Here is a 12668-nt window from a genome sequence, read left to right as displayed (position 1 = left end):
ATTATCCCTGGTTGTGACTGTTTTTTAACTTTTGAACGGTATAAATCAGCACTATACCATATTTTATTTACCAATAAAATATGGTATGTTTGGACTGTATATTCAGAAAATAATAGCAAATATTTTATACAGCAAAAGGGAATATAGAATGAGATTCTTTCAACTGATTACAAATCCAGGAATTAAAGTTATTTCTGCACTTGTTTCTGCAATCGGATGGAGAATATTCAATGGAGATTCGCTGATGGAAGCATTGACTGTTGACTACCAATTTAGCATTGCCCCTTTCGATTCTGGCAGACAGAATTGCCTTTTCAATATATAGGGTATTTGGTCGTTGGGGTGCATTCATGGTTATTCCAGCATACTGCGTCATGGGAATTGTAGCAGGAGCAATTTATATACTTTTTGTGCCGACAGTTGATGTTTGGTATAGCCTCTTTATTGTTATGTTACATTCGCTATTATTTTTAAGTGTTCAAACTCTTATTGGACTTCTTTTTATAAAGCTGTCTAATAAACTATTACAATTAAGGGGGGGAGAATTAATGAGAACTTGGTTGAAAATTCTTATTTTAGTTGCAACGACACTTTTTTTAGCGGTAGGGTGTTCTAATGGTGAAAACAATTATAGTGCCGATAAAAAGAAAGAAATTGATAATGACACAATGACGGGTTATTTGACTCACATAGACACATCAAAGAGTGAACTTAACTTGGATATTACCAAATGGGTAAATCGTGAAAATACTGGAGAGGTTGTTGATATCCAGCATTCCAAAACAATCATATACAATAAAAACACAACGTTTCAGGATGAACAAGGTGCGAATGTCGACCCAGAAGATTTCAAGAAAGGTGAAAAGTTAGCGGTGTATGAGACATCAGAGACTACAAGTTCAAGTAATGAAAGTGTTTTTAAAGCAAATAATATTATTCAATTAAATATGTCTAGACAAGAGAAATTAGACCGTTTTTTAGCTAAAGGAGATAATTTACATACTGTTTTATTGTATCAGGAAGGTACAACGCCACCATATGATGAAATGGACTTCGAAAAATTTGTCCCTGAATCATTCTCGGGCGGTATTTCTTGGGTGCCTTATGTTGAAGGATTGGCAATCGATTATAAAGAAGAACTTAATATTGAAAAACTCCCAATGATTATGGTTTTTGATAGAGATGGAGTGGTGTTTAAAACAGACTCTATAGAACAATTGAAATCATGGTCAGAAGAAAACCGTTAGAATTTCGTTAAATTGGAAATCCAACCTAATACTCAGTGTATTCGTTATTATTTTTTGTTTATTATTAGTTTCTTGTTCTACTGAAAATATAGAGAAGGTTAATATTTATGAGGTGAATGAGGATTCGATAATAGTAATTTCGGATTCTGAAGAAATCAATAGAATTAATGAAGCAATTAATGATGCAGAAAAGGTTTCTGGTATTGTTGATGTGACTGAACCGCAGTACAAGGTTGAAATCGCAGAGGAAGCGTATTTATTTTGGATAAATGAGAATTCTGGAACAATAATGGATATAAAAGACACTAATACGGTTTTGTTTACACACTTTCTAATAAGTCAGTTAGAGAGGTTAACCAACTAATAAAAAGCAAATTTGGAAATTAAAAATATTTCTTTATGAAACTATCGACGCTTTCCTTATAGATTTAGCTGCCAAAAGGATGAAGATAGTTATAGGTGCCAAATCGCTTTGTAAAGGGCAAATTACAAGTAAATCTCAGTTATGACCATGCAAACAGGAAAATCAGCATTCTTCCATAAGAAAATGCGAACAAGGAGTAAGAACCTTGTTCGCATTTTTTCTATCTATTTCATAAATGTCTCTACAGCTAATTTGGATGTTTCCGCTGCTTCTTTTTGATAAGAATCGATTCTACACTTTAGTGCTTCCCGTGCTTCTGCTTCGTTTGCTAACATATATTCTACTTTAGCAAAAAGTTTTCCTTCATTCCAATTATTTTTTTCCACATGACCTACAACCGGTTGATCTGCAATCGATGCAAATGCATCAATTTTAGGATCATAGGAAATAGCAATGAATGGGGTATGCGTGATTGCAGAAAAGATAAGCGAATGTAGCCGCATGCCAATCAGTAACTTAGATTGTCCAATAAGAGCAATCTTTTCTTCAATCAAGGCATGAGCAGGGGAGATGAAGCTTTTCTCCTTCATCAGTCCTGCTACTTCACTCGAGGACCGCTCATCATGCTCCCCATGCATCGGTACAAACACAACCGCATCTCCACTACGAACAATTTCATCCAAGCAGGAGGCAATTTTCTCTTTATATAATACACTTGTTTCCCAGTCCCTGACACTAACCGTAACAAATGATGCACTGATATTTTGCTCGGCAAACCAATTGCTGGAAAAGGAAGTTCCATCAAGTCCTAATACCGGATCGGGTACGACTGTAATCTGCTTTTGAATCCCAATGTCTTCTAGTAATGTCTTGGAATCTTCATCCCTGACTGTTATTTTGTTCACTTTATTCAAAGTTAACTTTACAATCCATCTGCTAACCCTATGATTGATTGGGCCCATTCCTTGAGCATAGATGAAAACAGGAGTTTTATGCATTCTTGCAATCTGTATAACGCCAGTGTAATAAGGGATAGACTTCATCCCAGTTTGATCTTGTAGGAGGCTTCCACCACCACTAATCAATCCATCTGCATGCTTTAATACATTTCTAACTTCTTTAATTTTCCAACGATTAACAGCTTGCACACCATATGTCTGTTTTGTTGCTTCTGGATTATTGGAAAGCACTGTAATATCCACATCTTCCTGTATATCCCGGAGTGCACGAATGATAGAGAATAGGATTGCCTCATCACCGACATTATCAAAACCATAGTAACCTGAAAGTACAATATGCATTAGGTCCACCTCGAAACTTGCTTAGAAATAATTTGGTAACCCTTTTTAGCGATAAATATGAACAACAGTCCAATCAAATAACCAAGAATGATACTATAAACGGTACGCAATATTGATACCGATAAAGGGGTATGAAAGTGTGTAAATGTATTCATCATCGACAGGAAGCCAATGACACCTGGAATGAGTAGAATACTTCCCCATTTCTTATTTATACCCATCATATAAAGGGCTAAAATAAAGAATGGGAAACCAATCAGGAATTCCTTCGTTCTCGGTCTGACATATAACGTTTCTTCCAGCCATTGCCTGAAAATTAATTCCAGGTCACTTGCAAAACCAAAGTTACCTGTTCGCCCGATATAAAACATTCCAATCCCAGCTATTAAAACAAATACCACAAGATGCCAATACTTCACTTCGACTTGCAGTAATTTCACTGTCTGTTTAAGTGCAGGTTTTAATTGGTTTGATTGCAAATAGGTTTTACTAATCATCCAAATAACCATAAGGGAGACAAAAACAATTGGCACAACATATACCATGATGACCCCTCGGAACGATTCGACCCCTGTAATAAATGCATTCCCATTTAACAATCCAACAACAATGATAATCCCAGCAAAGCTGATCCCAATCGCTTTTAGATAACGCACCGTAATTTTACTAATCTGTTTTGACCCTGAAGCAACTGATAATACCGCATATATTGGAGTGATTACAGCAATTATTAATGCAAAAGCTTGTAATAAGACCATTTTATCAAGTGCAACATAGGCACCTGCCAGTAGGACCATAAATGTAGCAGCAACCAATTGCAGTTTATGATTATTGACGACACTTGCAGCCAAATACGTAAAGACAATACCTGCTAACAGAACCATCGCTTTGACCCATAAGGGAATGGACATTTGTTCAAAAGCCTGTGGAATACCAGGGTTAAAATGATTTGGCATATTTTCCTGAACACCAGCAAGATAGCTTGTAGCGGCTTCTAGGTTTTCCTCTGGATCCCCAACTCTTGGAATATGAAAGAAAATAGACCTCAAATTACGTTCCTTGACAGCCCGAATCGTTCGATCAATACTTTTATCCAATCCAAGTTCCTCACTCTTATTGATACTATGCAATCGAATGATATTGTAGTTCGTATTCCTGGCGACACTGGAAAGACCCTTAACTGGATTAGACTCAATGGAATAAAAGCTGTATCCTGCCTCACTTAACTCGGAAGCCAGGACATTACTACTCGTTTCCTCATCAAAGCCAATAAGTTCCGTACCTGAAGGCAGTAGGCCCTTTGAATTTTCATCCTTCAGATCAATTAGCTGGTCGACAATTTGCTGATTGACAATATCGCTTTTATCATTCTCAACCCGCATAACATGTGCAAGTTGGTATTCTTCTATTTTTTCAATTGCTAATTCATCATAGCCAAAGTCCGTATGTTGGGTGTATTCCTCGTTTTCCTCGATAAAATAAAAGGCAATATCACCGATCATCACTTCTTCCGGGTTGAAATAGCCGGTAATCAGTTCTTGGTAATAAGGCTCCTCTGGCAAGGTAACATAATATCCTTCCAGTTCAGGATTAAAATCATCAAGAAACTCACTAAATAATAAGTTGTCCTCCATTTCACTCTCACTAAAAATGGAAATGAAGTCCATTGCTTCCAAATCACTTAAAGAGGTTGGTTCGAGGCTAACTGTAGTCAGCCCTGCATCACTTAACTTTTCAAGAGCTTCATCAAGAGTCATATCATCATCTTCCGCAAGCTCAGCTATCTGGTTAAAAGGGATAACCATTTCATATGTTTGGTTATTTGCTTCCGTGTTCCATCTCTCCATTATGCCTGGTACAGAGAGAGCTAATAATACTAAGAGAACTCCCCAAATCCATTTCTGTATCCTCATGATTGCTTCTTCCTTTCGTGTTCCAAAAGTTTATTTTATATATTTCCCTACTACAGGGAGTTTTTTTAAGTCGTTTTTGCTCAGTACTTTCAATACCAATAACAGTAGGAAGTAAATAGCTGCACCTGCTGCAATGGTGAGTATTAAGTAACCCATGGCTTGTATCCTTGACCAACTGGCCACGTCAAGCAGCAATGTTGGTACACCGATGATAATCCCCATGACTAGCGAAGCAAAGATCATCTTCACTGTCTGTCCACTCATAAATGTGAATTTCAAATGTCTCCAAATATAAATCGTATTAATAATGACCAGCATGAGATAGACGAACAATGTAGATAATGCTGCACCATCTAACCCAAACCATTGGATAAAGTAAATATTTGAAAAGGTTTTTAAAATAACCCCTCCAATAATGATAAATGCACCGGCCCTAGCCAAATTCATCCCTTGCAATATACCTGTTCCCAATAAAGCGAACGATGTAAAAACAGAACTGAAATTGATAATCGCAAGCATGGAACTTCCTTCAAGGTTAGTGAACAGGGCAAGGTTTAAAGGTAGTGTTAAGGCAAGTAAGCCCATTGCTGCAGGCCATGAAATCAAATGTGTCATCCGATGTGTTTTCTCAATAATCGCCCGTGTGCCGGTATAATCTTTACTTGTTAATTTTGTTGTAATCAGAGGAACAAGTGGAAGTACAATAGAAGTTGCAAAAACGGTTGCGATTTGTACCAATGAAAGACCACGTCCATATATTCCATACAAATAATTGACATCACTTGTGGCAGCACCGGCAGATTTCAAACCGTAAGAAACTGTAAAGGAGTCAACTAAATTAAATAATGCCATCGTAATCGACCCAATTGCAATTGGGATCGAAACTTTTAAAATCGTTTTGCTATAGTTGTTAAATGTCTTGAAGGAATAGTTGTTTGTCGATTTCAGTCGTAATGCTGAACGGTTATATTTTGCTCTGAGATATAATAGGGAGGCAAGTGCGCCAACAACGGACCCAATCATGACCCCACCAGCAACAATTTCATCGGAATAACCTAGCTTTACCAGATAATAAGCAACAATCAATATTAAACCGACGCGAATTAACTGCTCGAGCACCTGTGAAACAGCAGTAGGCCGCATATCGCCATAACCTTGAAAAAAACCTCTGTATACGGCCATGTATGGTGCCACAAGCAATGTTCCTGCTACAACAATCAATGCAAGTCTCGTAGATGGACCGCCTAGCATGTTCGCAATTTCAGTTGAAAAACTGAAGATGAACAAGAAGCTTGCTAAACCAAATAATACAGCAAGAATACTTGCTGTTATATAAATCTCTCGAATAGAAGAGGGATCGTTTTTCGTGCGTGCCTCTGCAATCAATTTGGAGATTGCAAGTGGAAGACCTGCCACCGATAGAATGAGTGCTACCATATAAACAGGATAAACCAGACTGAAAATACCAAGTACTTCATCACCTGCGATATTTTGCAATGGAATTCGAAAAATGCTTCCCAATATTTTAGATAGCAGTGTTGCAATCGTAAGAATCATGGTGCTTTTGACAAATGTTGACTGACTCATGATGCACGGTTTCCCTTCATTTTCTGTTTGAGTATTTTCAAAGCAAAGCGAGGGAGTGCAAGCATTCGTATAAATCGGGATGGCTGTTTCAGCAAACGATAAAACCATTCTAAGTTTAATTTCTGCCAAAAGATTGGCGCACGTTTTACAGTACCTGCAATCACATCAAAGGAACCACCGATACCGATAAATATGCCTTTATTGAACTTTTCCAAGTTCTCTGCGATCCACTTTTCCTGTCTTGGTACACCGAGAGCGACAAAGATAATGTCTGGCTGAAGTTCGGAAATCGATTTTGTAATATCATTTTCTTCCCAATTAAAGTACCCATCGTGGGAACCAACAATCTCGATATTTGGAAAGTCTGTATTAATATTTTTAATTGTTTTTTGTAATGTATCTTGTTGGGCACCAAGTAAAAAGATTTTATAGTGCTTTTGATTGCCAATTGCCAATAGTTCCATCATCGTGTCATAACCTGTAACACGGCCTGGCAGTGGATTGTTCAGGAGCCCGGCTGCCTTAACAACTCCAATTCCATCGGCAACAACATAGGTCGCCTGCTGAATATAGTTCTTAAATGTTTGTTCTTCATTTGCCTTCATAACGACTTCTGGGTTTGCTGTAATCACAAATGTTTTCTCTTCCTGTTCGATTCGCTCATCCAACAACGAGACAAAAGCTTTTTGATTCGTATGTAGAAATGGAATATCCATAATTGTTACGTATTTCATATAAAAATTTGCTCCTTTATTTTTCACATAAATATCCCTAATAATATAACATAAAAGGAAGGAAACAAGTAGCTGTTTCCTTCCTTTTTAGTAAGCTTCATTAATTTTGTGATAGGTTATTTAAAAAGATAGTTTTGTTGGAAACCCATCCTATTTCATTTGATGTTCTTATCTTATACCAGTCTTCGAATGACTCTAATATTTCCACTTCTGTTCCTACTGGTAAATCGATATTCTTGATTAGAGTACCGGAAGATGAAGGTTCAGTCACTAGTTTGATATTTTTAACTGTGGTTTTGCCGTAAATACCTGTATACTCTTCATATTCTTCAGTACCATTTTCTTTTATGGATGCAGTACTTACTTTCAGATCTTTATCCAGTTGAATTAACCAGCCTGCTACCCAACCTTCGACTCCATTTTGACTAATTTTATACCAGCTGCCATTTTGACCTACCACTTTAAATGCAGTTCCCTTTGGTAAAGCAGTTATAATATTTTCATTTGTTGCTGTTGAAGGGTATGACCTTAAGTTTAGATAGTCTGCTGTGGTTCTACCTGTTTCACCAGTAAGTTTTGTATCAATTGCATACATTGCCTCTCCTGTAGGTAATGGAGAGTAATCTGGTTGGTTATTATATACAGGAATTTCGAAAGTTAAAGCAGTATTTTCTAGTGAATTGGTTTTCTCCATCATAGACTTGATATTTTTTGCTTGAATGACAGACCACATAACATGTGTAGCATATTGATGTGTCGCGGGAGCATCTGGATTCCAGCGCATTTTGTACAGTGTGTTTTGACCAGCGCCGATATATTTGTCTTTAGCAAATTCAGCTCCGCCAATAATTGCTTCTTTTACGGTGAACCATCCTTCTCGATAGGCCCGTTCAGCACCATATTTGTCAGGATCCTTGTCGAAAGCACCAATACCGTACATATTATAGGCTTTTTTTATATTCGTAAGTGTACTCCTATTCGCAGATGTGACTCTCACTGCATTTCCATTCTTATCCAATCCTACTTCAATACCTTTAGCAAGGGCAGAACTTCCATTACCTGTTTCATGCAAGGCATGAGATATTAAGTAGAATTCGTTAATACCGTTATTAAAACTGGCATTAATAAAAGCTTGACCAGTATTTGTAAGAATTCCTTTATTAGTAAGGATTTTGTTATTTACTTCATTGACGTCAATAACACCGAGGCTTTTCGATAGATCCAAATACTGAAAAAACTCTGGAGAACTTACACTGAAATTGTTTGGATTCAAATAATAGGCAACAAGCTTTTGACTTGCAGTAAAAATTCCTGCTCCATCAACTTTTGGACTCACACTAGATTGTATGTTCACAGTTTCCGAGAAATTCCTATTAATAGATGAAGTAACTATTTCCTTACTATTTGGATAAAGTACCTTCAGCATATTGTAAATTACAGTTGCAGCTTCAGCGCGGGTAGAATCATCGACTGGAGCAAAATACAGCTCTCCATTGATTGGTTTCCCTTTGATAATCTCATGAGACACTAATTTCTGTACAGCAGGGTAAGCCCAACTATCAATGTTAGTATTGTCTGCAAAGTTTAAAGGTGATTTGGCTGAATTAATCTGCATGAAATCTAATGTATTAACTATCATAACAGCCATTTCCTGACGAGTAATTTCTCTTTCTGGTTCAAATAAACCTTTATCATTACCTTGAATCAAGTTATTATTACTTGCGGTAATAACTTCCGAATAATACCATTCATCGAGAATGACATCTTTATAAGTCGTTTCGGGAACTGAATCTTTTGGCAGATTCAGTGATCTAACGAGGAAAGCAGCAAATTCCGCACGGGTAACTGTATCATAAGGACGATAGCTTCCTTGATAACCTTTCATAATTTCCTTATCGATGATTGCTTTCATTTCTTTCTCCGCCCAGTGACCGTTTATATCACTACTGGCTCCGTGTGATATGTTCGGGTTGGTAAATGAGAAAAACAAACAAAATGTGACAAGAAATATAAGTATACGTTTCATTATTTAACTATCCCTCCTAAAATTTTCACTACTCTACTAATCTACCAAATATATATGGAAAAATATACGTTTTTTTGTAAAAATATCAATTTTCCACTTTGATTCATTAAAAGGCATTGGAAAAATCCTGTTATTATGGTATATTTTGTTTAATGTTTCTTCAGTCAAAACAATATCTATAACTAAAATCTAGTAATTATTATGTCGAATAAATAGATTATAATATTTAAACAAAAAGGGGAACACGATGAAGAATAAGTTAATTGCATTACTGTTAATCATGTTTATGGCAACTATATTTATTATGTCGGAAGAAGAAACATCAGCAGCAGATAACGTGAAAGATGTTCCTAAACAGTACGCTACGGAGATCAATTTTTTAATTGATAAAGGGATTGTTGTCGGAAATGAGCATGGTGAGTTTATGCCAGAAAAAAACCTGACGAGGGAAGAAGCAGCCACGATGATTGGTCGGGCATTAGGACTAAAGGGGACACCGAGAGTAACAGCATTTTCTGATGTTAACCCCACATCATTTGCATCAGGGTTCATTCAGTCAGCATATGAAAATGAAATTATTCAAGGATATGGGGACGGAACTTTTGGTCCAAAAAGGAATATGACTCGCCTGGAAATGGCTTATCTTCTATCGCAAGCATTTGACCTGGAAGAGACAGGGAATGTCTACTACGAAGATATGCCAGCCAATAAAGAGCACGCTGAGGTCATTAATCAAGTATCAACTGCGGGTATTACAAATGGGTATGTTGATGGGTCGTTTAAAATGAATAACCCAATAACAAGAGTAGAGTTTTCTTTAATGGTTGCTCGCGCGGTAAATACTGAATTTAGGGTAGAGGCTATTGAATTCCAATCCGAGAAGAAATTTGTCAATGCTACTGCCTTAAATGTGAGACAGGGACCGGGAACAAATTATCAATCTATCGGACTTCTCTATATGAATGATGAAGTTACAACTTACAACAAGTATGGTAATTGGGTATATGTGAAATCGGGGAACATAGTAGGTTATGTAAGCCAAAGTTATTTACAAGATAAGCCTGTAAACAACAAAATAATTGCGATTGATGCCGGACATGGTGGTAGTGATCCAGGAGCAAGTGGAAATGGAATAATTGAAAAAGAGCTCAATTTAGATGTTGCAAAAAGGGTTCAGAAATATCTGCAGGATGAAAATGTTGAGGTTGTGATGACAAGAACAACGGATACCTTTATATCATTGTCAGGCCGAGTGGACATTGCAGTGAATAAAGGGGCGGACACATTTGTGAGTATTCACGGGAATGCTGCTACAGCAAGTGCCAATGGTACAGAAACTTTCTATTCGACAGCTGCATTAGACCAAAGAGCCCTCGATAGTAAAGCGTTAGCTGGATTCATTCAAGATAGGCTTGTAGCAGCCTTGGGAACAAGAGATAGGGGCGTTAAAATGGATAACTTCCATGTGATAGCAAAGACCCCATTGCCGTCGGTATTAGTTGAACTGGGTTTTATGACAAATGAATTGGATGCTGCAATTTTAAAAACACATAAACAGGCATCAGCTAAAGCAATCTCTTTAGGAATATTAGATTACTATGATTGGAAGGGGAGATAAGCGGGCAATTATTGCCCGCTTATTTAATAGGAGGAATAAGCTCATGAAAAAACCGCTAATAATATTCATAGTTCTTATAAACTTAATTATTACCCCTATTTCTATTCATGCATCAGATTTGAAGAGCTCCGATATTGAACGTATAATTTTGGGGTTTGAAGAAAACATTGATCTAAATTTAAGCTTGCTCGAGGGAATACCTTATGAACTGCATCATGTTCTCGAAACGATAGGTGCGGTTTCAATTTCTATTCCATCTATATATATAGATGAATTAAGGAACAAAGAAGACGTTGCCTGGATAGAACCTGATTATATTGTAAAAACAAATGGCCAGGTCGTTGATTGGGGTCATGGGAAGACGGTTGATGACCATACAAAAGAATTAGGAATAACAGGTGATGGAATAAAGATTGGGATTATTGATACGGGAATCAGCAGTATACATCCTGATTTGCATGTTACTAATGGAAAAAGTTTTGTGGAAAATAGTGCCACTTATGAAGATAACAATGGACATGGCACCCATGTTGCTGGAATTATTGCGGCATTGGACAATGATGTTGGAGTTATTGGGGTCGCCCCGGAGGCTGATATTTATGCAATTAAGTCATTGGATAAATCAGGAACAGGTAGACAGACAGATATCATTGCAGGTATAGAGTGGGCGATTGAACAAGAGTTGGATATTGTTAATTTAAGTATAACAAGTAATTATAAAACCATTGCTCTAGAAAAAGTAGTTGAGAAAGCACATCAAAGTGGAATTATTCTGATTGCTGCTTCAGGAAATGACGAAACAGGAAATGGGCAAATATTAAATGATGTTATGTACCCTGCTCGTTATTCCTCGGTTATCGGAGTGGGAGCTGTAGACAATAGCCTGGTGAATTCACAGTTTTCCTATATAGGGCCTTCTCTGGATTATACGGCACCAGGTGAAAATATTTTTAGCACACATATAGTGAATAACGGTACAGGCTATGCAGCGATGAGCGGCACATCGATGGCAGCCCCATTCGCAACTGGAGTGATCGCTTTATATTTGGAAGTTTATCCCTTTATTGATAAGAAAAGCTTAGAGAAAATAATTTCTACGAATGCTTTAGACTTAGGAGAAAGCGGTAAAGATTATAATTATGGGCATGGTTTTGTTCAATCGCCAGAGAAATTATTTTGGGATATGCAAATAAATGAGTGGTTTTCAGATTCTGTAAATTTCCTTAGATTAGAAGATTATCTTTACGGGTTTACGGATGGTTCTTTCCGTCCAACTTCTCCTATTAGTCGAGGAGAAGTTGTAACTTTAATCGGTAGAGCCTTCCAATTAGATGGTACAAAACGAGAAACAAATTATGAAGATGTTCCCGCTGATTACTATGCATCTGGATATATTGATTCTGCCACAGAGGAAGGTATTATTACCGGGTTACCTAATAATAGGTTTGAAGCCGCATCACCGATTACAAGGGGAGATGCTGCATTAATGATTGCAAGGACATTTGAATTATTAGGATCTGAATCGTATGTCCAAGCGTTTAAGGATGTTAATCAAGAAAAATATTATGCTGCCTCAATTAATTCACTGTATGAAGCGGACATTATAACTGGCTATCCGGATGGAACCTATTCACCAGAGAAAAAAATAAGCAGAGCGGAACTTTCCAATATATTTGCCAAAGCATTAAATGAAAAGACAGATAAGTAAAATTTATCTCTTTACATGTAATTTTTGTAAAACAACTTTAAAATTGACATAATATACCAATAGTAATAACTATTAGGTGCCTTAGAATGCTAAAAAAACTTGTGGTTCAAGGAAATAGAAAAATTTGACAAATATGCTGAAATCTACTATTTTTAGTGTTATAGTCTTAT

The 12668-nt window shown here is 36.9% G+C and carries 10 protein-coding genes; 5 read left to right on the top strand and 5 right to left on the bottom strand.

Going from position 1 to position 12668, the window contains the following annotated elements:
* Positions 1-148 precede the first annotated feature (148 nt).
* From ACHABU_RS07315 to ACHABU_RS07305, 3 genes are all read left to right on the top strand, one after another.
* On the top strand, positions 149-325 hold the full coding sequence (locus ACHABU_RS07315) for a hypothetical protein (protein WP_435763848.1): 177 nt from the start codon (positions 149-151) through the stop codon (positions 323-325).
* 25 nt (positions 326-350) lie between these two features.
* A complete protein-coding gene (locus tag ACHABU_RS07310; RefSeq protein WP_435763846.1) occupies positions 351-1247 on the top strand; it encodes a hypothetical protein in 897 nt (298 codons plus the stop codon).
* A 112-nt stretch (positions 1248-1359) separates the two neighbouring features.
* Positions 1360-1611, top strand: a complete 252-nt coding sequence (locus ACHABU_RS07305; protein WP_435763844.1) for a hypothetical protein — start codon at positions 1360-1362, stop codon at positions 1609-1611.
* Between the two features lie 224 nt (positions 1612-1835).
* Here the strand turns inward: ACHABU_RS07305 and csaB are convergent, their stop codons facing one another.
* From csaB to ACHABU_RS07280, 5 genes are all read right to left on the bottom strand, one after another.
* On the bottom strand, positions 1836-2912 hold the full coding sequence (gene csaB, locus ACHABU_RS07300) for a polysaccharide pyruvyl transferase CsaB (protein ID WP_435763842.1): 1077 nt from the start codon (positions 2910-2912) through the stop codon (positions 1836-1838).
* Positions 2912-4825: a DUF5693 family protein gene (locus ACHABU_RS07295; protein WP_435763840.1), complete on the bottom strand. Its 1914-nt coding sequence runs from the start codon at positions 4823-4825 to the stop codon at positions 2912-2914. Before ACHABU_RS07295 ends, csaB begins: the two co-directional genes overlap by 1 nt.
* A gap of 30 nt (positions 4826-4855) precedes the next feature.
* Positions 4856-6412 (bottom strand): putative polysaccharide biosynthesis protein, encoded by a 1557-nt coding sequence (locus tag ACHABU_RS07290; RefSeq protein ID WP_435763838.1) that lies wholly within the window; start codon positions 6410-6412, stop codon positions 4856-4858.
* On the bottom strand, positions 6409-7146 hold the full coding sequence (locus tag ACHABU_RS07285; RefSeq protein ID WP_435763836.1) for a WecB/TagA/CpsF family glycosyltransferase: 738 nt from the start codon (positions 7144-7146) through the stop codon (positions 6409-6411). Before ACHABU_RS07285 ends, ACHABU_RS07290 begins: the two co-directional genes overlap by 4 nt.
* A gap of 100 nt (positions 7147-7246) precedes the next feature.
* Complete coding sequence (locus ACHABU_RS07280; protein ID WP_435763834.1) at positions 7247-9172, bottom strand: S-layer homology domain-containing protein; 1926 nt, start codon at positions 9170-9172, stop codon at positions 7247-7249.
* Positions 9173-9419: 247 nt separating this feature from the next.
* Between ACHABU_RS07280 and ACHABU_RS07275 the strand changes: the two genes are divergently transcribed.
* Entirely contained in the window at positions 9420-10790 is a 1371-nt protein-coding gene (locus ACHABU_RS07275) for an N-acetylmuramoyl-L-alanine amidase (protein WP_435763832.1), read from the top strand.
* A 43-nt stretch (positions 10791-10833) separates the two neighbouring features.
* Positions 10834-12498 (top strand): S8 family peptidase, encoded by a 1665-nt coding sequence (locus ACHABU_RS07270; RefSeq protein WP_435763830.1) that lies wholly within the window; start codon positions 10834-10836, stop codon positions 12496-12498.
* Positions 12499-12668: the final 170 nt, after the last annotated feature.

It is taken from the genome of Oceanobacillus sp. CF4.6, assembly GCF_051262635.1.
In the GTDB taxonomy this organism is placed as follows: Bacteria; Bacillota; Bacilli; order Bacillales; family Amphibacillaceae; genus Oceanobacillus.
This window is presented reverse-complemented; position numbering and strand designations above follow the sequence as displayed.